The following is a 20,538-nucleotide window of genomic DNA, read 5'->3' as shown; positions in this document are numbered from 1 at the left end:
ATTCAGGACTGCTTGGCAAACAAGGCGTAGAAAAAGCCATCATGTTGCTCGGCCGGTGTTGCATCGAGCGCAACTGGCAGCAACTGGCCGGGCGCGTCCAGGCGCTGGGCCTCGGGATGCCGCTGCATGAATTCGAGCGCCTGGCGCGCGCCTTCAATGGGGAATACCGAGCACGTCACATACAGCAGACGGCCACCGGGTGCGACCGTCTTCCACAAGGAATCCAGGATCCGGGCCTGCAACGTTGCCGTGCGGCGCACGTCGTTTTCGCGGCGCAACCAGCGGATATCGGGGTGACGGCGCACGATGCCCGACGCCGTGCATGGCACGTCCGCCAGCACCGCATCGAAGGGCTTGCCGTCCCACCAGGCGTCCAGGTCGGCGGCGTCGGCGGCTTCCAAGTGGACGCGGTCGCTGGCCAGGCCCAGGCGATCCAGGTTCTGCTCGACGCGCTCCAGGCGTTCGCCGTCGGCATCCAGCGCCACCAGATCGATGTCCGCCAGCTCAAGCAGATGCGCGGTCTTGCCGCCCGGCGCCGAGCAGGCGTCCAGCACCCGCATGCCATCGGCGGGCGCCAGCAGTTCAGCGGCCAACTGCGCGCCCGCATCCTGGACCGACCACCAGCCTTCGGCAAAACCCGGCAACTGCGTCACGGGCTTCGGGCTGCCCAGCACCACGCCCGCCTGGCCGACGGGCTGCGCTTGCAGCCCTGCGTCCTGGAATGCCGCCAGCACCTGATCGCGGGTGGCGCGGCGGCGGTTCACGCGCAGGGTCAGCGGCGCGGGCACGTTGGCCGATTCCAGAATCCGCTGCCAATCCTGCGGATAGGCGATACCCAACTGCTTGACCCACCAGCCCGGGTGGTTCCATTGCGCCTCGGGGCTGTCGGCCACGGCCGCCTCAAGCGCCGCGCGTTCACGCAGGAAGCGGCGCAGGCAGGCGTTGAGCATGCCCTTGAACGAGGCAAGGCTGCGCGTATTGGAAGCGGCCGTCACGGCCTGGTCCACCACGGTGTGCGCGGCGTAAACCGGCATGCCGGGCAACTGCGCGGCGGCTTCGCCCTCCTCTTTGAGCAGCGTCAGCGACACCAGCAACAACGATTCAAACAACACGCTGGGATAACGCTGGACCAATTCACGGCCCACCGCATCGGCCCAGCCCAGATAGCGCATCGCATGGAAAGACACGGCCTGCGTGGCCGGGCGCAGGGCCGAACTGACGTCGCTCAACGCGTCCGTCAGGGAACGGCCGTCCAGCACGCCCTCGACCACCCCCGCGCTGGAAAGAAGAACGGAGGAAAGCGGGGGGGCAAGATTGGGGGAGTCGGAACGCGTGGACATGGTGGGAATTCTGAGGATAAGACCGATATGGTAGCCGGACCTGGACGAACGGCGCTGGCCACGTCAAACTGGCCGCTGCCCAGGGAGCGCTTTATGTCCACCGCCACACTGTTGCTGTTCGTCCTGGCCTCGGCCATCGCCATCGTGACGCCCGGCCCCACCACTCTGCTTGCCATGAGCAACGGCTCGCGCCACGGCGTGCGCGCCGCCGGCTGGGGCATGGCGGGCGCGGTGCTGGCCGACCTGATCCTGATCGGCGCGGTTGCATCCGGCCTGGGCGTGGTGCTGGCGGCCTCGGAAATCGCCTTCCAGATCATCAAATGGGTGGGCGCGGCGTATCTGGCCTACCTGGGCTGGAAGATGCTGCGCTCGGATGCGGCGCTGGTGCTGCCCTCTGCCAGCTCGACTGCGCGCCCGGCCAGCCTGGCTCTGGGCATGCGCAGCTTTCTGGTGGCGCTGACCAACCCCAAGGCCCTGCTGTTCATGTCGGCCTTCCTGCCGCAATTCATCGACCCGCAAGCCCCGCTGCTGATTCAATACGCCATCGTCGCGGCGGTGATGGCGACGATCAATACGCTGACGATGGTGGTTTACGCCATGCTCGGCGCGCAATTGGTGCGGGCATTTCAAGGATCGGGATTGCGCTGGCTGAATCGCGTTTGCGGCAGCTTGATGATGGGCTTGGCGGCGACGCTGGCCCTGTATCGGCGAGGGGCGGGGTAAAGTCCGAATCGCCGGATGCGGCGTGGGCCCAGGCCCGTCGGTTACACACGTAACCCCCGCCGCTCGGCAGGACCTGGGCGGGCCTTTCGCCTCCTCCAGCCAATTCGTCGCTTCCCCCCGGTTTCCCCTAAAATAACGGCCCCCGCTCTGCCGCGCTAAAATTGCGCAGATTTTGATCATTGGCGCCGGCTCGCGCCCACCGAGGTATTCCATGTCTTCCCCCAAAGTCGGCTTCGTCAGCCTGGGCTGTCCTAAAGCCCTGGTCGACTCCGAACGCATCCTGACCCAACTGCGCACCGAAGGGTACGAAGTCACGCCCGAGTACAACGACGCGGACGTTGTCGTCGTCAACACCTGTGGGTTCATCGACAGCGCCAAGGCCGAATCGCTTGAGGCGATTGGCGAGGCGCTGGCCGAGAACGGCAAGGTCATCGTCACCGGCTGTATGGGCGTCGAGGAATCCGTGATCCGCAAGGTGCACCCCAGCGTGCTCGCGGTCACCGGTCCTCAGCAGTACGAAGAAGTGGTGCGCGCCGTGCATGACGCCGCGCCGCCCAAGCAGGACCACAATCCCTATCTGGACCTGGTGCCCCCGCAAGGCATCAAGCTGACGCCGCGTCACTACGCCTATCTGAAGATCTCGGAAGGCTGTAATCACCGTTGCAGCTTCTGCATCATCCCGTCGATGCGCGGCGATCTGGTCAGCCGCCCGGTGGGCGATGTGTTGAGCGAAGCCGAACGTCTGGTCAAGGCGGGCGTGAAGGAAATGCTGGTGATCTCGCAGGACACCAGCGCCTACGGCGTCGACGTGAAGTACCGCAGCGGCTTCTGGAACGGCCGTCCGGTCAAGACGCGCATGACCGAGCTCTGTCTGGCCCTGTCCGAAATGGGCATCTGGACACGCCTGCACTATGTGTACCCGTACCCGCACGTGGACGAAGTGATTCCGCTGATGGCCGAGGGCAAGATCCTGCCCTATCTGGACATTCCGTTCCAGCACGCCAGCCCGCGCATCCTGAAGGCCATGAAGCGCCCGGCGTTCGAAGACAAGACCTTGGCGCGCATCAAGCGCTGGCGCGAGATCTGCCCCGACCTGACCATCCGTTCCACGTTCATCGTCGGCTTTCCTGGCGAGACCGAGGAAGACTTCCAGTACCTGCTGGACTGGATGCAGGAAGCGCAGCTGGATCGCGTGGGCTGTTTCCAATATTCGCCGGTGGAAGGCGCGCCCGCGAACCTGCTGGACAACCCCGTGCCCGACGACGTGAAGCAAGATCGTTGGGAACGCTTCATGCAATTGCAGCAAGGCATCTCGACCGCGCGCCTGGCGCGCAAGGTGGGCCGCGAAATCGACGTGCTGATCGATGAAGTGGACGAAGACGGCGCGATTGGCCGCAGCAGCGCGGACGCGCCCGAGATCGACGGCTGCGTGTACGTCAGCTCCGACAACCCGCTCAAGCCGGGCGACATGGTGCGCGTGCGCGTCACCGAGTCGGACGAATACGACTTGTGGGGCGAAGTGATCTGATGAAGCAGGGGCGCGGCGCCAATGTTGGCGCCGCGCCCCCGTTTGATGGCGCCCGAAGCGCGGGCGCCCTGGCCGCGTAGCGGCTATCTGTTTACAGGAAGTCCGCCAGGTCGTCGGCGTGTTCCTCTTCGACCGCCAGGATTTCTTCCAGCATACGGCGCGTGGTCGAATCCTGATCGCCGATGTATTCGATCATCTGGCGATAGCTGTCGATGGCGATACGCTCTGCGATCAAGTTTTCCTTGATCATGTCCTGCAAGGTTTTGCCTTCGACGTATTCCGAATGGCTGCGCTCCAGCAGGCCCTTCGGAGACAGGTTCGGTTCGCCACCAAGCTGAACGATGCGTTCGGCCAGACGGTCGGCGTGTTCCTGTTCCTGCGTGGCATGTTCGGCGAATTCCGCCGCCACCGGCTCGGCGTTCAGCCCATGTGCCATGAAGTAGTGGCGCTTGTAGCGCAGCACACAGACTATTTCAGTGGCCAAGGCCTCGTTCAGCAGCTTCAGCACGGTTTCCCGGTCTGCGCGATAGGTGTCCGTGACGGCGCCGGATTCGATGTCCTGACGCGCCTTGGCTCGGATCGCCTTCACGTCCATGTCGAATGGGCGGCTGGCCTTCTCGGCGGTTCGGGTTGCTTGTTCCATATCGTTCGCTCCTCTAGTTAGTGAAAGCCCTACGACGCTGGATTTCCAGTCGTACCGAACGACTCAGTCTACCGATCGCAGCGGAACTTGCTGTGTCCAAACATTGCTCCTGCCACCAATTTGCACCGCCCGGCCACCCCCAAACGCGCCCGCTGACCTTCTCGTAAACTATCGACTTCCCGGAAAGCCCGTGACGCAATCTGTAACGGGCCCGGTCATCTCGAACCTGTTATGAACCTGAAGAACATCTGCGTGTATTGCGGCTCGAACCCGGGCAGTCGGCCGGACTATATCGAGCAGGCCCGCGTGCTGGCCCGCGAATTGGTCAAGCGCGACCTGGGTCTGGTGTACGGCGGATCGGTCGTCGGCATCATGGGCGTGGTGGCCAATGAAGTGTTGGCCGCTGGCGGCCGCGTCATCGGCGTCATCCCGGAATTGCTGCAAAAGAAGGAACAGGCGCATCGCGGCCTGACCGAGCTGCATCTGGTGCAGAACATGCACGAGCGCAAGGCGATGATGATCGAGAAGTCGGACGGCTTCATCGCCCTGCCGGGCGGCTCCGGCACGCTGGAGGAATTCTTCGAGGTCTGGACCTGGGCCCAACTGAACATGCATCAGAAGCCCTGCGGCCTGTTGAATATCGCGGGATACTACGACGCGCTGGTGCAGTTCGTTAACCATGCTGTCGACGAAGCCTTCATCCGCCCGCAGCATCGAGACATGTTGGTGGTGGAGCAAGACCCCGCGCTGCTGCTGGACCGGTATGCCATCTATGAGCCGCCGAACGTCTCGAAGTGGTTCGACCCCATCACGGCCTGATGCCTTTCTTCCCCTTTTGAGCCCATGACGACCGCCCTCGCAATGTCTTCCGATTCGTTGTCCCCACGCAGCACCGAGTCCGTGCTGCGCGACTACTTCCACGCCAAGGACGAGAATCGCCCGCATTACATGGCGCGCGCATTCGCCTCGGACGCTGTCCTGAAGATGGCCTTGCGCACGCAGGCGATCGCCTTCCCCCCTGAATCGCACGGACTGGCGGCGATTGCCGACACGCTGGTGCGCAAGTTCGGCCAGACCTACGAAAACGTCTACACGTTCTACCTGTCGCGCCCGCCGATCGATGCGCGGCTGCCCGAATACCAGTGCGACTGGATCGTGGGCATGACCGAAAAAGCCACGGGCAATGTGCGCGTGGGCTGCGGTCGCTACGACTGGAAATTCCAGGCGGATCCCTATCGCGCCACCGACTTGACCATCACCATCGAAACCATGGTCACGCTGCCGCCGGGCGACATGCCCGCCGTGTTCGGCTGGCTGCTGGCGCTGGACTATCCCTGGACCAATGCGGCGCGTGTCGTCGCCAGCGCGCCGCCGCTTGAAGCACTGGCGCCGGTCGTGCACTATCTGCTACACCCCAACGGCTTATAGGCCCCGCCACCAGCCGGCAAACGGATTGATTACTTGAAATACGATATCGCTGCATTCGACTTTGACGGAACCCTGGCAGACACCATGCCCTGGTTCAATTCCATCCTGAACACGGTGGCCGACAAGTACGGCTTTCGGAAGATCGACCTGGCCGAGCGCGAGAACCTGCGCCACCGCGAAGCCTCCGAAATCCTGAAGTACCTGGGTATTCCGCTGTGGAAGCTGCCGGCCATCATGACGCACGTGCGCACGTTGATGCAGGACATCGACCCCAGCGTGCAACTGTTCGACGGCATCGCCGATGCGGTCGCGCAACTGAAGGCGGGTGGAGTGCGGCTGGCGGTGATCAGTTCGAATTCCATCGAGAACGTGCAGCGCGTGCTGGGCGCCGACACCTGCGCACTGTTCGACGACTATGAATGCGGCACCGACCTGTTCGGCAAGGCTGCCAAGATCGACCGACTGATGCGCCGTCATGAAGTCGCCCCCGAACGCTTCCTGCTTGTGGGCGACGAAATGCGCGACATCGACGCCGCGCGCAAAGCGGGCGTGCGCGTGGCCTCCGTCGCCTGGGGCTATAACCACGTGGACGCGCTGCGCGAGCGCAAGCCCGACGAACTCATCCTGACCGTAGACGACCTGCCCGCCATCCTGGCCTGACTTCGCAACCGGAACCCGCCATGCACATCGACCCCGACCATCTCGTCACCGACGCCAACGCGCTCCAGGCCCTGTACGGTTCACCGGGCGAGGCGTCGCTGAAGAAGGAAGTGGATCACGTGCATCCGCATTACCGGGCTTTCATCGAGGCATCGCCGTTTGCGATGCTGGCCACGTGCGGGTCGGATGGGTTGGACGCATCGCCGCGCGGCGATCCGGCCGGCTTCGTCGTGGTCGAAGACGAAAAGACACTGCTGCTGCCCGACCGCCGTGGCAACAATCGCGTGGACAGCTTGCTCAACGTGCTGGCCGACCCTCGCGTGGCGCTGTTGTTCCTGGTGCCCGGCGTGGGCGAGACGTTGCGCGTGAACGGCACGGCCCGCATCAGCGTCGACCCGGCGCTGCTGGCGCGCTTTGCGGTGGACGACAAGCTGCCGCGCTCGGTGCTGATCGTTGACGTGCAGACCGTGTACTTCCAGTGCTCGCGTGCGCTGCTGCGCTCGCGCCTGTGGGACCCGGCCACGCAAGTGCCGCGCAGCGCGCTGCCCAGCGTCGGGCGCATCCTGTCCGACCTGACGGCGGGCACGTTCGATGGTGTCACCTATGACCGGGACCTGCCAGCACGCGTGGCAGGCACGTTGTACTGATCTTATTCAGCCGAGGTTCTTGCCATGGCTCGTAACGTCGAAATCAAGGCCAGGGTCGATAGCCTGGCCGTGCTGGAACCCTTGGCCGCCGCCCTGTCCGGCCAGGAACCGGTATCGCTTGAGCAGGACGACACCTTTTTCACCTGCACCCACGGGCGCTTGAAGCTGCGGGCGTTTGCCGATGGCACGGGCGAGCTGATTTTCTATCGACGCGCCGACGAAGCGGGCCCGAAGGAAAGCTTCTATTCCATTTCGCCCACCGACGCGCCCGACACGCTGCGCGAGACCCTGACGCTAGCGTATGGTGCGATTGGCCGGGTGAAGAAACACCGCGTCGTGTTCATGGCGGGGCGCACCCGCATCCATCTGGACCGGGTCGAAGGCCTGGGAGAATTCCTGGAGTTGGAAGTCGTGCTGCGCGACGGCGAGAGCGCCGACGCCGGCTATGAAGAAGCCCGCACCTTGATGTCGAGCCTGGGCGTCGCGCCCACGCAATTGGTGCCGGGCGCCTACCTGGACCTGCTGGCGGGCACCGCGCGGGCCTGAACGTTCAGGCCGGCTGCGCGCAGCCCGCTCGCTCGCTCGCTTCAAGCAGGCTGCCAGCCGCGCACGAATACATCGACAGGCTGGCGCTTGCCGCCAGCCTTCTGCAATTCCAGCAAGCGCAGCACGCCATCGCCGCAAGCAATGTCGATGCCCTGCCCGTCCGCGCGCAACACGCTGCCCGGCTCGGCCGTCGCCGCGCCTTCCAGCGCCTGCGCGCGCCAGACCTTGACCGGGTCAGGCAGGCCCGGCAAGCGGATGCTGGCGCCGGGCACGGGGTTGAAGGCGCGCACGCGGCGCGCGAGCAGTTGCGCGGGCTGCGTGCAGTCCAGCGCTGCTTCGGCCTTGTCCAGCTTGGCGGCATAGGTCACGCCGGCTTCGGGTTGCTTGCGAGGCGTAAGGCCGTCTTTTTCCAAGGCGTCCAGCGCTTGCACGATGGCCTGGCCGCCCGCCGCCGCCAGGGCGTCGTGCAGCTGTGCGGCATCGGTGTCCGCGCCAATCGGCACCACGACTTCCAGCAGCATGTCGCCCGTGTCCAGGCCCTGATCCATCTGCATGATGGTCACGCCCGTCTGCGCATCGCCGGCTTCGATCGCGCGCTGAATCGGCGCGGCGCCGCGCCAGCGCGGCAACAGGCTGGCGTGGATGTTCAGGCAGCCCAGGCGCGGCAGGCCCAGCACCCATTGCGGCAGGATCAATCCATACGCCGCCACCACCATCACGTCGGGCGCAACCTGCTCCAGCAACGCGCGGGCCTCGGCGGCCTCGTCGGGATAGCGCCCGTCCAGCCGCAGGCTGCGCGGCTGGGCAACGGGAATGCCGGCGTCCAGCGCGGCCTGCTTGACCGGGCTGGGCGTCAGCTTCAGGCCGCGACCGGCGGGCCGGTCGGGCTGGGTCATTACCAGGGCAATGTCGTGACCCGCAGCCCGCAAGGCGTCAAAGGCGATACGGGCGAATTCCGGCGTGCCGGCAAAAACTAGGCGCATGGGGAGTCAGACCAAAAAGTCAAAAAACGGGAATCAGTCGCGCAGCGCTTCGCGCTCGGCCTTCTTCAGCTTGGTCTTGATGCGGTTCTGCTTGAGGTTGGACAGGTATTCGACGAAGACCTTGCCTTCAAGGTGGTCCAGCTCGTGCTGGACGCACACGGCCAACAGGCCGTCGGCTTCGAATTCGAAGGGCTTGCCGTCGATATCGAGCGCCTTGCAGCGGATGCGCGACGCGCGTTCGACTTCGTCGTAGATGCCGGGCACCGACAGACACCCTTCTTCGTAGATCTTGTGATCGTCGCTGCGCCAGGTGATCTCGGGATTGATCAGTGCGAGCAGTTCGTTGCTGTCCTCGGACACGTCGATCACGACCACGCGTTCATGCACATCGACCTGGGTTGCGGCCAGGCCGACGCCGGGCGCGTCGTACATGGTTTCAGCCATGTCGCGAACCAGTTGACGGATGCGGTCGTCGACTTCGGCTACCGGCTTGGCTTTCTTGTGCAAGCGCGGGTCCGGGTAGCGAAGGATAGGAAGTAAAGCCATTGAAAAGGGATCGCCAGTAATTGATGCTTGGGTAAGAGTTTAATTCATTAGAGTCTTGATTTCTAATAGTTTTCGGCTAATCCGGGCATTGCCGGCATGCTGCGTCCCCGGTTCCTGCAGGCTCGCGCGTGACCGATCCGTCCCTGCCCGGCCGGCACGCATCTCGCCTTGCATGCGACACTTGCCCACTCTTGACGCTCCCATCCGACGCGCCCGTCACATGCCGCTAGCCCATACTTCCGCCGAACTGTCCGCCTGGTTGCGGCTGTCCCTGGAACCGAATGTCGGATCCGCCACCGCCTGTACGTTATTGAGCGCACTGGGTATGCCCGAGCAGATCTACGCGCAACGGGCCACCGCCCTGGTCCGTCATCTGCCCGAGGCGCTGGCGCGCCAACTGGCCGCGCCCATGCCGGCGGACATGGCCGCACAGGTGGAAGCCGCGCTGCAATGGGTGGTGGCGCCGGGTCGCCACATCGTGACGCTGGCTGACCCGACCTATCCGCAAAGCCTGCTGACGATTGCCGACCCGCCGATCCTGCTCTATGTGGCGGGCGACCCCGCCTACCTGCAAGGCCCGTCGTTGGCGGTGGTCGGCGCGCGCAACGCCACGCCCGGAGGCCAGGAAACCGCGCGCGCCTTCGCCCGCCACCTGGCGGGCCATGGCTGGCGCGTGGTCAGTGGCCTGGCCCTGGGCATTGATGCCGCCGCGCACGAAGGGGCGCTGGACGCCGGCCCCGAAGGCGCGGGCACCGTCGCCGTCATGGGCACGGGCATCGACCGCATCTATCCCGCCCGCCACCGCGAGCTTGCTCACCGCATCGCGGCGCACGGCGCGCTGGTGTCTGAATTTCCATTGGGCACGGGCGCGCTGCCGCCGCACTTTCCGAAACGCAATCGCATCGTGGCCGGGCTGGCGCGCGGGGTGCTGGTGGTGGAAGCCGCCAAGCAAAGCGGCTCGCTCATCACGGCGCGGCTGGCCGGCGAAAGCGGGCGCGAAGTATTCGCCATTCCCGGGTCCATCCATTCGCCCTTGTCGCGCGGCTGCCATGCGCTGATCCGCCAGGGCGCCAAGCTGGTGGAAACCGCCGCCGATATCACCGACGAGCTGGGCGGCGGCCCCACCCCGATCAACCGCCGCGCGCCGCCCGCGCCCCCGGCGCTGCCCGATCACCCCGTGCTGGACGCCATGGGCTACGACCCGCTGCACCTGGACGCCATCTTCGCGCGCTCGGGCATCACCATCGACGCGCTACAGGCGCAGCTGGTCGAGCTGGAATTGCAGGGCCGGCTCGCCCGTCTGGATGACGGCCGCTACCAACGTTTGAAGTAGGGTCATCCGAGCGACCCACGCCCGGGAAACCGCACACGCCCTCTGCATAGCGATGGCGCTACTATTGTCGATGGCGCCGCAGCGTTGCGCGCCGCGTCACCCAATATCGAACCAGGAAGAGACATGGCTTTGCCCTCCCGCGTGAAGATCGTCGAAGTGTCGCCCCGCGACGGTCTGCAGAATGAAAAGGAATTCGTGCCGACCGACATCAAGGTCGAGCTGATCAACCGCCTGTCCGCCGCAGGCTTTCCCAACGTGGAAGCCGCGTCGTTCGTATCGCCCAAGTGGGTGCCGCAGATGGCCGACGGGGCCGACGTCATGGCGCGCATCGAGCGCCGGCCGGGCACGATCTACTCGGTGCTGACGCCCAACATGAAGGGCTTCGAAGGCGCACTCGCCGCCGGCGCGGATGAAATCGTCATCTTCGGCGCGGCCAGCGAAGCGTTCTCGCAAAAGAACATCAACTGCTCCATCGCGGAATCCATCGCCCGCTTCGAACCCGTGGTGCAGGCCGCGCGCGAAGCCGGCATCCGCGTGCGCGGCAGCATCAGCTGCGCACTGGGCTGTCCGTACCAGGGCGAGGTCCCCATCGAATCCGTGGTCGATGTCGCGCAGCGCTATCTGGCGATGCAGGTCGATGAAATCGACGTGGCCGACACCATCGGCGTCGGCACCCCGCAACTCGTGCGCGACGTCATGACCGCCGTGACGCGCGTCGTGGACCCGGCGCGCGTGTCCGGCCACTTCCACGACACCTATGGCCAGGCGCTGGCCAACATCCTGGCCGCGCTGGAAACCGGCATCTCGATCTTCCATACGTCTGTCGCCGGCCTGGGCGGCTGCCCGTACGCCAAGGGCGCCACCGGCAACGTCGCCACCGAAGACGTGCTGTACATGCTGCGCGGCCTGGACATCGACACTGGCGTTGACTTCGACGCCGTGGTCGATATCGGCCAGTGGATGTCGGCCAACCTGAACCGCAAGGGTTCCAGCCGCGCGGGCAACGCCATCGCGGCCAAACGGGCGGCATGACCTCGCCTGGCCCTGCCCCTTCCCTTGAAGAGCGCGCGGCCTTGCTGCGCGAGATCGGCCCGTTGCCGCTGTCGGGCCAGGCATGGCCCGACTGGGTGCGCATCCTGGCATGGGTCATCCTGGCCGTGCTGGGCGTGCAGGTGGTGACCACCGCCATCCGCGCGCCCGCGCAGCCGTTCGATACGGTGCTGGCGGTGGTGGTGGTGCTGTGTTTCGTGGGGCTGCTGTTCGTGTCCTGGCACATGCAGACGTCGATCACGACGATCGACGAGCGCGGGCTGCGCCAGTCCTGGTTCACCCGCCGCGAAGTCGCCTGGGAAGACGTGCGCTACGCGCGCTTCGTGCCCATGCTGTTTTCCAAGCGGCTGGTGATATTCACGCATCGGGGCAAGCCCGTCATCCTGCAGGGCGGCACGCGCGAACTGCGTACGGCGTTCGTGAAGATCGCGCAGCTGTATCGACGCGGCTGACGCCCCCCCCGGGACTTCATCGAATACAACGCGCGGAAAGCCCATCGCGGGCTCACCGCGCAACGCTGACGATCAGCGGATCGGCAACGCGTACATCAAACCGCCCTGCGTCCATTGCGCATTGAGCCCGCGCTTGATCTTCAGCGGGCTGCCCTCGCCGACGTTGCGATCAAAGCTCTCGCCGTAATTGCCCACCTGCTTGACGATGTTGTAGGCCCACTTCTCGTCCAGCCCCAGGTTCGCGCCGCCGCCGGGCGTCACGCCCAAGATGCGCTTGATGTTGGGATTGGCGCTGTTGAGCTGCTCGTCGACGTTCTTGGACGTGACGCCGTATTCCTCGGCCTCGATCATTGCCGACAGCGACCAGCGCACGATGTTCAACCACTTATCGTCGCCCTGCCGCACGAACGGACCCAGCGGTTCTTTCGAGATGATCTCGGGCAGCACCACGTAGTCGTCAGGATTTTGCAGCTTCGAGATGCGGATCGACGCCAGCCCCGAGGCGTCCGTCGAGAACACATCGCAGCGGCCCGCCGCGAAGGCGTTGACCACTTCGTTGAATGTTTCGATCACCACCGGCTTGTACGTGACGTTGTTGGCGCGGGCCCAGTCGGCCAGCGTGTTCTCGTTGGACGTGCCGGTTTGCAGGCAGATGGTGGCGCCGTTGATCTCTTTGGCGCTTTTCACGCCCAAGGACTTCGGCACCAGGAAACCCTGGCCATCGTAGAAATTGATGCCGGCGTGGATGATGCCCAGCGCGGTGTCGCGCTGCTGCGTGACCGTGGTGTTGCGCGTCAGCACGTCCACTTCACCCGATTGCAACGCGGTAAAGCGCTGCTGCGAGTTCAAGGGCACCACCTTGATCTTGTTCGCGTCGCCGAACACCGCTGCCGCAATGGCGCGGCATAGGTCCACGTCCAGCCCTTGCCACTTGCCTTGCGCGTCGGGCGCGGAGAAACCCGCAAAGCCCGTGGTCGTGCCGCAAGCCACGGCGCCACGCTGACGCACGACGTCCACCGTTGCCGCCTGCGCGCCTTGCGCCGCCGCCATCAAGAGCGCCGCGCCCATCAACCCTTTTGCAATGTTCATGACCTGGATTCCTGTTAAGCCGGGCGCGCGGACGCGCCGAGGCAAGAAGCTTATAGACATGAAGCGCCCGCGCCAAATAACAAGCGCTTATTTAGGTATGACCGCTCGCGCTCCGGGATGTCGGGCGCGAGCCGGTGGGCCAAGCTTAAACAGGCCGACGCCGCTCGGCCTTGTCCGCGATCAGGCGGCCAACGAAATCGACACGGGTTCGTTGGCTTGGCACGCGTCCAGCGCGCGGCCCAGGCGCACCATGCCCTGGGCGATTTCCGCCTCGTTCATGGTGGCGAACGACATGCGCATGGCAAACAGGTCGGCCTGCTCGGCATTGGCGTAGAACGCCTTGCCCGGAACGTAGACCACTTCATGTTCGATGGCGTAGGGCAGCAGGCGCGTAGCGTCGACATCGCCCGTCAGGCGCGCCCAGAAGAACATGCCGCCCTCGGGCTTGCTGAAGCTGACGCGGCCGTCCAGTTCACGGGCCAGCGACTCGGCCATCGCGTCGCAACGCAGGCCATAGGCAGCGCGGATGCGCGGCACATGCTCGTCGTAGCGGCCATTGGCCAGATACTGCGCCACCACTTCCTGGATCCACGCCGATGAGGCCATGTCGTCGGCCGCCTTGGCGCTGACGCAGCGGCGACGGATTTCGGGCGGGGCGATCAGCCAACCGATGCGCAGCGCCGGCGCCATGGTCTTGGACATGCTGGCCAGGTACACCGCCCAGTGGCGCGCTTCGCCTTCGGCCAGCGCCGCGATGGGGGGCACCGCCTCGCCGGCAAAGCGCAATTCGCTGTAGGGGTCGTCTTCAACGATCAGGAAGCGATGTTTGACGGCCAGCTCCAGCAAACGCAGGCGGCGCTGACGCGAAATGGTCGCGCCGCACGGGTTCGAGAACGAGGCCACCACGCAAACCATCTTGGGTTTGACCCGCGCGGCCAGCTCATCCAGCGCGTCCACGTCGATGCCGTCCGGCCCCGAGGCCACGGTGTGCACGGTGGCGCCGGTGTAGCGCAGGGCCTGGACAGAATTGGGGAAGGCCGGCGATTCAATGATGGCGTGATCGCCCGGTTGCAGCATCACGCGGGTCAGCAACGCCAGCGCTTGCTGCGATCCGCCCGTGACAACCAGCTCGGTGTCGGCGTTGCAATGCAGGCCGCGCGCGGCGGACAGGCGCGCCAGTTCGTTGCGCAGGCTGGCCTGCCCGTCGATATTGGAATATTGCAGGCAGGCGCCCAGGCGTGACAGGACCTGGTTGGAGGCGATCGACAAGCCCTCGACGTCGAACAATTCTTGCGCAGGATAGCCGCCAGCCAGCGAAATCGTGCCGGGCCGCAAGGCATACGGCATGAGCGATCGGATGGGAGAGGCGGGGGGATTCAGGAAAGGCGTGGCAAAGGCGTATTCTGGCGCAGCGCTGGACATGGCGGGAGACTGGGGAAGGTGGAAGACCGTGTCGCCCGCTGGGGCGGCGCCGGAGGGCATAGAACATTGAAATATAAACAAATCTCCGCAAATTCTAAGCCTGCGTATTACGCAGGGTCAACGACCGTCACACCACGTGTGGCGAAACGATCGCGCGGGGTCCTACACTATGGGACATCCTGTTCCTGCAAGAGAGCTGCATGACCGTCCAAGACACCATGGCCGGGCGCATCGCCCGCATCCACCAACGCATTGCCGACGCCTGCGCGCGCGCCGGACGCAGCCCGGACAGCGTGGTGCTGCTGCCGGTCAGCAAGACCTTCGAGGTGGACGCGATCCGCGAAGCCATGGCGCTGGGCATGACCCGCTTTGGCGAGAACAAGACCCAGGAACTGCGGCAGAAGGCCGCCGCCCTGGCCGGCCAGGGCCTGCAATGGGTGCTGATCGGCCATCTACAGACCAACAAGGCCAAGGACGCCGCGCGCGACGCCGACGAGGTGCAATCGCTGGACCGCGTCGACCTGGCAGAAGCATTGCACCGCCGCCTGCTGAACGAAGGCCGCACCCTGGACGTGCTGGTCCAGGTGAAGACGTCCACCGAGCCCAGCAAGTTCGGCATGGCCCCGGAAGACGTGTCCGCGTTCCTGCGCCGCATCGCGGCGGAATTTCCGACGCTGCGCGTGCAGGGCCTGATGACGCTGGCGGTCAATTCGCCCGATCCCGACGCCGTGCGGGCCTGCTTTCGCGCCTTGCGCACGCTGCGTGACAGCCTACGGGCGGAAAACATCGAGGGCGTTTCGCTGGACCGCCTGTCGATGGGCATGAGCGGCGACTTCGAACTGGCCATCGAGGAAGGCTCGACGGAAGTGCGCATCGGCACCGCGATTTTCGGCGCGCGCACCTACCCCGACGCGCAGTAGACAGGCGCGTTGATGCGGGAAAACAGGGGGCCACGCGGCCCCCTTTTCGCTGGGAACGCGAGCATAATGGCTGCGCAAAAAATAGCGACGCGGACTGACGGCGCAGAACACGACCGGCAGCGTCGCGCTCAATCTTTGATCCCGCACGAGGAGACACCCCATGCAACATTCCGCACGGCGCCTGTTGGCGCTGGCTGCCCTGTCGTTGGCCACCGCCACGGCATCCGCCCAATCCTGGCCCACCCAACCCGTCCGCTGGATCGTGCCGTACCCGGCTGGCGGCGGCTCCGACGTGGTCGCGCGCACGGTCGCCAGCGGCCTTGAAAAGTCCCTGGGTCAGACCATCGTGGTGGAAAACCGCCCCGGCGCGGCCACCATCATCGGCGCCACCGCCATCGCCCAAGCCGAACCCAATGGCTACATGGTCGGCACGGCGGACTCGGGCACCCTGGCGTTCAATTCGTCGCTCTACGCCAAGCTGTCCTACGACCCGGCCAAGTTCACCTACATCGGCGGCATCGCCAAGTTTCCGCTGCTGCTGGCCGTGAACGTGAATTCGCCCTACAAGACGGTCGAAGACGTGCTGGCCGCCGCCAAGAAAGAGCCGGGCAAACTGACGGCGGCATCCGCCGGCGCGGGCTCGCCCCACCATCTGGCGCTTGAGCTGTTCAAGCAGCGCACGGGCGCCAACCTGCTGCACGTGCCCTACAAGGGCGCGGCGCCCGCCATTCAGGATCTGCTGGGCGGACAGGTGGACGTGATGTTCATCGACCTGGCCTCGGGGCTGCCCAACGTCAAGGCCGGCAAGCTGCGCGTGCTGGCCGCCGCCACGCCGGAACGCGTGTCGGTGCTGCCGGACACGCCGACGATGGCCGAACAAGGCGTGGCCAACTTCACGGCTTACGCCTGGCAAGGCCTGGTCGGCCCGGCCGGCTTGCCGGAAGCCGTGGTGAAAAAGCTGTCGGCCGATCTGGACGCCACGCTGAAAAGCCCCGCCGTGTCGCAGAAGATGCTCGACATGGGCGTGATCCCGATGCCGATGTCCGCGCAGGACTTCAAGGCCTACGCCGAACAGGAGCGCAGCGCCTGGGCCGACGTGATCAAGAAGGCGAACATCAAGCTTGAGTGATCCGGCAAGACAATGAAAAACCCGCGTTCATCGCTGAACGCGGGTTTTTTTTGGCCCATCCGGGTCGGTTACGCGCGGCCAGGGCAAAGAGATTCGCCCCGACGCGCGCCGCGCCTTACACCAGCACGCGCTCGATACCGCCTGCGTTGGCGCGCTTGACGTAGTCTTCCATCCAGCCTTCGCCCAGGATATGGCGGGCCATCTCGACGACGATGTAATCCGCTTCCATCTTGGTGTCGCCTTCATAGCGCGACAAGCCTTGCAGGCAAGACGGGCACGACGTCAGCACCTTCACATCGCCGGTGAAGCCGTCGCCACGCAGCGCGGCGTCGCCCTTGAGCAACTCTTCCTGCTTGCGGAAACGAACCTGCGTGGAGATGTCCGGCCGGCTCACCGCCAGCGTGCCCGATTCGCCGCAGCAACGGTCGCTCTTGATGGCCTCGTCGCCCACCAGCGCGCGCACCGTCTTCATGGGCTCTTGCAGCTTCATCGGGGTGTGGCAGGGGTCGTGATACATGTAGCGCACGCCCTTGGCGCCTTCCAGCTTGATACCCTTTTCCAGCAGGTATTCATGGATGTCGATCAGGCGGCAGCCGGGGAAGATCTTGTCGAATTCATACCCCGCCAGCTGGTCATAACAGGTGCCGCAGCTGACCACCACCGTCTTGATATCCAGGTAGTTCAGCGTATTGGCGACCCGGTGGAACAGCACGCGGTTGTCGGTGATGATCTGCTCGGCCTTGTCCGTCATGCCGTTGCCGCGCTGGGGATAGCCGCAGCACAGGTAGCCCGGAGGCAGCACGGTCTGCACGCCGGCGTGCCAGAGCATCGCCTGGGTCGCCAGCCCCACTTGCGAGAACAGGCGTTCTGAACCGCAACCCGGGAAATAGAACACCGCTTCCGTGTCGGCCGTCGTGCCCTTGGGGTCGCGGATGATCGGCACGTAGTTGGCGTCTTCGATGTCCAGCAGCTTGCGCGCCGCCTGCTTGGGCAAGCCGCCCGGCATCTTCTTGTTCACGAAGTGAATGACCTGCTCGCGCAGCGGCGGCTTGCCGACGGTGGCGGGCGGCTTGGCCGTCTGCTTCTTGACCAGGCCCGAGAACAGGTCATGCGCCGCGCGCTGCACCTTGTAGCCCACGCCCACCATCGCCTTGCGGGTGGCGTTGATGGTGGCCGGGTCCTTGGCGTTCAAAAAGAACATCGCGCTGGCCGTGCCCGGGTTGAACGACTTGCGGCCCATGCGGCGCAGCACGGCGCGCATGTTCATCGACACGTCGCCAAAGTCGATATCGACCGGACAGGGGTTGTAGCACTTGTGGCAGACCGTGCAGTGGTCGGCCACGTCCTCGAATTCTTCCCAGTGCTTCAGGCTGACGCCGCGCCGGGTCTGCTCTTCGTACAGGAAGGCTTCGACCAGCAAGGACGTCGCCAGGATCTTGTTGCGGGGCGAATACAGCAGGTTGGCGCGCGGCACGTGGGTGGCGCACACCGGCTTGCACTTGCCGCAACGCAGGCAGTCCTTGATCGACTCCGAGATTGCGCCGATGTCGCTTTGCTGCATGATCAGCGACTCGTGGCCCATCAGGTTGAAGCTGGGCGTCCAGGCGTGGCGCAGGTCGGCGCCGGGCATCAGCTTGCCGGCGTTGAAGTGGCCGTTGGGATCGACGCGGCGCTTGTAGTCCTGGAACGGGGCCAGTTCGGCTTCCGTCAGGAACTCGTACTTGGTCAGGCCGATGCCGTGTTCGCCGGAGATCACGCCGTCCAGGTCGCGGGCGATCTGCATGATGCGGTCGACGGCCTGATGGGCCTCGCGCAGCATTTCGTAGTCGTCCGAGTTGACCGGGATGTTGGTGTGCACGTTGCCGTCGCCCGCGTGCATGTGCAGCGCCACGAACACGCGGCTTTTCAGCACACGGCCGTGGATGGCGATGAGTTCGTCAACGATCTTCTTGTAAGACGCGCCCGAGAACGCGCGTTGCAGGCCAGCCAGCACTTCCGTCTTCCAGGACACGCGGATCGTGCGGTCCTGCACCACGTCGAACACGCGCGCGGTGGGTTGCGCGGCCAGACGGTCGGTCAGGGTGGCGTGCACGTCGCCCAGGCCCAGCCCTTGCAGTTCAGGCAGCGCCTGCGCCAGCGGCAGGTCCAGGTTGTCCAGCAGCCATTGCCAGCGTTGGCGCACGCCGCCCAGCAGCTCCAGCGCCTGGCGCGTGCGTTCAGCCAGCACCTCGGCGCGCGTGCTTTCGATGTCGGCATCGTCCGCCTTGCCCACCGGCAGCGGCGTGCACAGGTAGGCATCCAGCGCGCCCAGCAGCTTGAGCTTGTTGCTCGTGGACAGCTCGATGTTGATGCGTTCGATGTGATCCGTGTATTCGCCCATGCGGGGCAGCGGGATCACCACGTCTTCGTTGATCTTGAAGGCGTTGGTGTGGCGCGCGATCGCGGCGGTGCGCGAACGGTCCAGCCAGAATTTCTTGCGCGCCTCGGGGCTGACGGCCACGAAGCCTTCGCCGTGGCGCGTGTTGGCCAGGCGCACGACTTCGCTGGCGGCGGCGGCCACGGCGGCATCGTCGTCACCGACGATGTCGCCGATCAGGACCATCTTGGGCAGCACGCCGCGCTTGCTCTTGGTGGCGTAGCCGACCGCGCGCAGATAGCGTTCGTCCAGATGCTCCAAGCCGGCCAGGATGGCGCCACGCGCTTTTCCTTCGCCGTCCAGATAGCCCTTGACCTCGACAATCGACGGGATGGCATCGCGCGCCTGTCCGAAGAATTCCATGCAGACCGTGCGCGTGTGGCGCGGCATGCGGTGCAGCACCCAGCGCGCCGACGTGATCAGGCCGTCGCAACCTTCTTTCTGGATGCCCGGCAGGCCCGCCAGGAATTTATCGGTGACGTCCTTGCCCAGCCCTTCCTTGCGGAACACGCGGCCCTTGATTTCCAGCGTCTCGGTCTTGAGCAGGCGTTCGCCGGGCTTGCCCTTGCCATCGAACCACTTGAGTTCGAAGCGGGCCAGCTCCACGTCATGGATCTTGCCCATGTTGTGGTCCAGGCGGGTGACTTCCAGCCAGTTGCCGTCCGGATCGACCATGCGCCACCAGGCCAGGTTGTCCAGCGCGGTGCCCCACAGCACGGCTTTCTTGCCGCCGGCGTTCATGGCGATGTTGCCGCCCACGCACGACGCTTCGGCCGACGTGGGATCCACGGCGAAGACGAAGCCCGCGGCTTCGGCCGCTTCGGACACCCGCTTGGTCACGACGCCTGCGCCGGCATGGATGACGGCCACGGGCTCGGTCAGGCCGGGCAAGATACAGGACTCGACCTTGCCCAGCTTGTCGAATTTTTCGGTATTGATGACGGCCGACTTCCAGGTCAGCGGGATGGCGCCGCCCGTGTAGCCGGTGCCGCCGCCGCGCGGGACGATGGTCAGGCCCAGCTCGATACAGGCGGTGACCAGCGCGGCGATCTCGTCTTCGGAGTCGGGGGTCAGCACCACGAACGGGTATTCCACGCGCCAGTCGGTCGCGTCCGTCACGTGCGACACGCGCGACAGGCCGTCGAACTTGATGTTGTCGCGCGCGGTGATGCGGCCCAACACCTTCTGCGCTTGCTTGCGCATCATGGTGGTCTGGTCGAACTCACCTTCGAAGGCAGCAATGGCGGACCGGGCGCGGGCCAGCAGGCCCACCACCTTTTCGTCGCGGTGCGGATCGTGGCCTTCTTCCGTGGGCGAACCCGGCTCGCGGCGGCGGTCGATCTCGCTCAGGCGATGATGCAGCGCATCGATCAGCTGCTTGCGGCGCTTCGGGTTGTCCAGCAGGTCGTCCTGCAGGTAGGGGTTGCGGCGCACCACCCAGATATCGCCCAGCACTTCGTACAGCATCCGCGCGGAGCGGCCTGTACGGCGTTCGCCGCGCAGATCGCTAAGCAGGCTCCAGGCGTCATCGCCCAACAGCCGGCCGACAATTTCGCGGTCGGAAAACGACGTGTAGTTGTAGGGGATTTCGCGCAATCGCGCGGGAGTCGCGGGCGGCATCGCCCCGTTCAAGATGTGGCTGGCGAGAGGGGCGTTCATGGCGGCAAGAGGGGCCCATAAAAA

General features: G+C 65.4%; 19 protein-coding genes. 12 read left to right on the top strand and 7 right to left on the bottom strand.

Going from position 1 to position 20,538, the window contains the following annotated elements; genetic code table 11:
- Positions 1-2: 2 nt before the first annotated feature.
- Complete coding sequence (gene rsmB, locus API01S_RS26040; RefSeq protein ID WP_061306508.1) at positions 3-1,340, bottom strand: 16S rRNA (cytosine(967)-C(5))-methyltransferase RsmB; 1,338 nt, start codon at positions 1,338-1,340, stop codon at positions 3-5.
- 93 nt (positions 1,341-1,433) lie between these two features.
- Here rsmB and API01S_RS26035 point away from each other — a divergent pair, with 93 nt between their 5' ends.
- Positions 1,434-2,063 (top strand): LysE family translocator, encoded by a 630-nt coding sequence (locus API01S_RS26035; protein WP_050728512.1) that lies wholly within the window; start codon positions 1,434-1,436, stop codon positions 2,061-2,063.
- A gap of 211 nt (positions 2,064-2,274) precedes the next feature.
- Positions 2,275-3,591, top strand: coding sequence for a 30S ribosomal protein S12 methylthiotransferase RimO (gene rimO / locus API01S_RS26030; RefSeq protein ID WP_050728511.1), 1,317 nt, complete (start codon positions 2,275-2,277; stop codon positions 3,589-3,591).
- 91 nt (positions 3,592-3,682) lie between these two features.
- Here rimO and API01S_RS26025 read toward each other — a convergent pair whose 3' ends face one another.
- Complete coding sequence (locus API01S_RS26025) at positions 3,683-4,234, bottom strand: ferritin-like domain-containing protein (RefSeq protein WP_061306507.1); 552 nt, start codon at positions 4,232-4,234, stop codon at positions 3,683-3,685.
- A 231-nt stretch (positions 4,235-4,465) separates the two neighbouring features.
- Between API01S_RS26025 and API01S_RS26020 the strand changes: the two genes are divergently transcribed.
- From API01S_RS26020 to API01S_RS26000, 5 genes are read left to right on the top strand one after another with little or no spacing between them, the layout of a single operon-like run.
- Positions 4,466-5,053, top strand: coding sequence for an LOG family protein (locus tag API01S_RS26020; protein WP_006216261.1), 588 nt, complete (start codon positions 4,466-4,468; stop codon positions 5,051-5,053).
- 42 nt (positions 5,054-5,095) lie between these two features.
- Positions 5,096-5,662: a hypothetical protein gene (locus API01S_RS26015; protein ID WP_061306506.1), complete on the top strand. Its 567-nt coding sequence runs from the start codon at positions 5,096-5,098 to the stop codon at positions 5,660-5,662.
- Between the two features lie 33 nt (positions 5,663-5,695).
- Complete coding sequence (locus API01S_RS26010; protein WP_006216263.1) at positions 5,696-6,322, top strand: HAD hydrolase-like protein; 627 nt, start codon at positions 5,696-5,698, stop codon at positions 6,320-6,322.
- 20 nt (positions 6,323-6,342) lie between these two features.
- Positions 6,343-6,969 carry a pyridoxamine 5'-phosphate oxidase family protein gene (locus tag API01S_RS26005; RefSeq protein WP_061306505.1) on the top strand — a complete coding sequence of 209 codons (627 nt, stop codon included), beginning with the start codon at positions 6,343-6,345 and terminating at the stop codon, positions 6,967-6,969.
- Between the two features lie 24 nt (positions 6,970-6,993).
- Complete coding sequence (locus API01S_RS26000) at positions 6,994-7,515, top strand: class IV adenylate cyclase (RefSeq protein WP_006216265.1); 522 nt, start codon at positions 6,994-6,996, stop codon at positions 7,513-7,515.
- A 41-nt stretch (positions 7,516-7,556) separates the two neighbouring features.
- Here the strand turns inward: API01S_RS26000 and fmt are convergent, their stop codons facing one another.
- A complete protein-coding gene (gene fmt / locus API01S_RS25995) occupies positions 7,557-8,498 on the bottom strand; it encodes a methionyl-tRNA formyltransferase (protein WP_061306504.1) in 942 nt (313 codons plus the stop codon).
- 33 nt (positions 8,499-8,531) lie between these two features.
- On the bottom strand, positions 8,532-9,044 hold the full coding sequence (def, locus tag API01S_RS25990) for a peptide deformylase (RefSeq protein ID WP_006216267.1): 513 nt from the start codon (positions 9,042-9,044) through the stop codon (positions 8,532-8,534).
- Between the two features lie 220 nt (positions 9,045-9,264).
- Here def and dprA point away from each other — a divergent pair, with 220 nt between their 5' ends.
- From dprA to API01S_RS25975, 3 genes are all read left to right on the top strand, one after another.
- A complete protein-coding gene (gene dprA / locus API01S_RS25985) occupies positions 9,265-10,377 on the top strand; it encodes a DNA-processing protein DprA (protein ID WP_061306503.1) in 1,113 nt (370 codons plus the stop codon).
- Positions 10,378-10,500: 123 nt separating this feature from the next.
- Positions 10,501-11,409 (top strand): hydroxymethylglutaryl-CoA lyase, encoded by a 909-nt coding sequence (locus API01S_RS25980; protein WP_006216269.1) that lies wholly within the window; start codon positions 10,501-10,503, stop codon positions 11,407-11,409.
- Positions 11,406-11,879: a membrane protein gene (locus API01S_RS25975; protein WP_006216270.1), complete on the top strand. Its 474-nt coding sequence runs from the start codon at positions 11,406-11,408 to the stop codon at positions 11,877-11,879. Before API01S_RS25980 ends, API01S_RS25975 begins: the two co-directional genes overlap by 4 nt.
- 72 nt (positions 11,880-11,951) lie before the next feature.
- On the opposite strand, the gene API01S_RS25970 is transcribed toward API01S_RS25975, so the two are convergent.
- Both API01S_RS25970 and API01S_RS25965 read right to left on the bottom strand, forming a co-directional pair.
- A complete protein-coding gene (locus API01S_RS25970) occupies positions 11,952-12,968 on the bottom strand; it encodes an amino acid ABC transporter substrate-binding protein (protein ID WP_039882462.1) in 1,017 nt (338 codons plus the stop codon).
- 180 nt (positions 12,969-13,148) lie between these two features.
- On the bottom strand, positions 13,149-14,390 hold the full coding sequence (locus API01S_RS25965) for an aminotransferase-like domain-containing protein (protein WP_039883697.1): 1,242 nt from the start codon (positions 14,388-14,390) through the stop codon (positions 13,149-13,151).
- Positions 14,391-14,590: 200 nt separating this feature from the next.
- Between API01S_RS25965 and API01S_RS25960 the strand changes: the two genes are divergently transcribed.
- A complete protein-coding gene (locus tag API01S_RS25960) occupies positions 14,591-15,310 on the top strand; it encodes a YggS family pyridoxal phosphate-dependent enzyme (RefSeq protein ID WP_061306502.1) in 720 nt (239 codons plus the stop codon).
- Positions 15,311-15,470: 160 nt separating this feature from the next.
- The gene (locus tag API01S_RS25955) at positions 15,471-16,439 is read left to right on the top strand and encodes a Bug family tripartite tricarboxylate transporter substrate binding protein (protein ID WP_006216275.1); all 969 of its coding nucleotides are present in this window, start codon (positions 15,471-15,473) and stop codon (positions 16,437-16,439) included.
- Positions 16,440-16,554: 115 nt separating this feature from the next.
- Here the strand turns inward: API01S_RS25955 and API01S_RS25950 are convergent, their stop codons facing one another.
- The gene (locus API01S_RS25950) at positions 16,555-20,514 is read right to left on the bottom strand and encodes a DUF3683 domain-containing protein (protein WP_006216276.1); all 3,960 of its coding nucleotides are present in this window, start codon (positions 20,512-20,514) and stop codon (positions 16,555-16,557) included.
- Positions 20,515-20,538: the final 24 nt, after the last annotated feature.

This window comes from Achromobacter piechaudii NBRC 102461, from assembly GCF_001571245.1.
Lineage (GTDB): Bacteria > Pseudomonadota > Gammaproteobacteria > Burkholderiales > Burkholderiaceae_B > Achromobacter > Achromobacter piechaudii.
Note: the sequence above shows the minus strand (reverse complement) of the source record. Positions and strands in the feature narration are given on the sequence as shown.

Coding starts and splice junctions, on each gene's coding strand:
- rimO (WP_050728511.1), top strand. CDS start 2,275: ATGTCTTCCCCCAAAGTCGGCTTCGTCAGCCTGGGCTGTCCTAAAGCC.
- API01S_RS25950 (WP_006216276.1), bottom strand. CDS start 20,514: ATGAACGCCCCTCTCGCCAGCCACATCTTGAACGGGGCGATGCCGCCC.
- dprA (WP_061306503.1), top strand. CDS start 9,265: ATGCCGCTAGCCCATACTTCCGCCGAACTGTCCGCCTGGTTGCGGCTG.
- API01S_RS26035 (WP_050728512.1), top strand. CDS start 1,434: ATGTCCACCGCCACACTGTTGCTGTTCGTCCTGGCCTCGGCCATCGCC.
- rsmB (WP_061306508.1), bottom strand. CDS start 1,340: ATGTCCACGCGTTCCGACTCCCCCAATCTTGCCCCCCCGCTTTCCTCC.
- API01S_RS26005 (WP_061306505.1), top strand. CDS start 6,343: ATGCACATCGACCCCGACCATCTCGTCACCGACGCCAACGCGCTCCAG.
- fmt (WP_061306504.1), bottom strand. CDS start 8,498: ATGCGCCTAGTTTTTGCCGGCACGCCGGAATTCGCCCGTATCGCCTTT.
- API01S_RS25965 (WP_039883697.1), bottom strand. CDS start 14,390: ATGTCCAGCGCTGCGCCAGAATACGCCTTTGCCACGCCTTTCCTGAAT.
- API01S_RS25970 (WP_039882462.1), bottom strand. CDS start 12,968: ATGAACATTGCAAAAGGGTTGATGGGCGCGGCGCTCTTGATGGCGGCG.
- API01S_RS25960 (WP_061306502.1), top strand. CDS start 14,591: ATGACCGTCCAAGACACCATGGCCGGGCGCATCGCCCGCATCCACCAA.
- API01S_RS25980 (WP_006216269.1), top strand. CDS start 10,501: ATGGCTTTGCCCTCCCGCGTGAAGATCGTCGAAGTGTCGCCCCGCGAC.
- API01S_RS25955 (WP_006216275.1), top strand. CDS start 15,471: ATGCAACATTCCGCACGGCGCCTGTTGGCGCTGGCTGCCCTGTCGTTG.
- API01S_RS26000 (WP_006216265.1), top strand. CDS start 6,994: ATGGCTCGTAACGTCGAAATCAAGGCCAGGGTCGATAGCCTGGCCGTG.
- def (WP_006216267.1), bottom strand. CDS start 9,044: ATGGCTTTACTTCCTATCCTTCGCTACCCGGACCCGCGCTTGCACAAG.
- API01S_RS25975 (WP_006216270.1), top strand. CDS start 11,406: ATGACCTCGCCTGGCCCTGCCCCTTCCCTTGAAGAGCGCGCGGCCTTG.
- API01S_RS26025 (WP_061306507.1), bottom strand. CDS start 4,234: ATGGAACAAGCAACCCGAACCGCCGAGAAGGCCAGCCGCCCATTCGAC.
- API01S_RS26015 (WP_061306506.1), top strand. CDS start 5,096: ATGTCTTCCGATTCGTTGTCCCCACGCAGCACCGAGTCCGTGCTGCGC.
- API01S_RS26020 (WP_006216261.1), top strand. CDS start 4,466: ATGAACCTGAAGAACATCTGCGTGTATTGCGGCTCGAACCCGGGCAGT.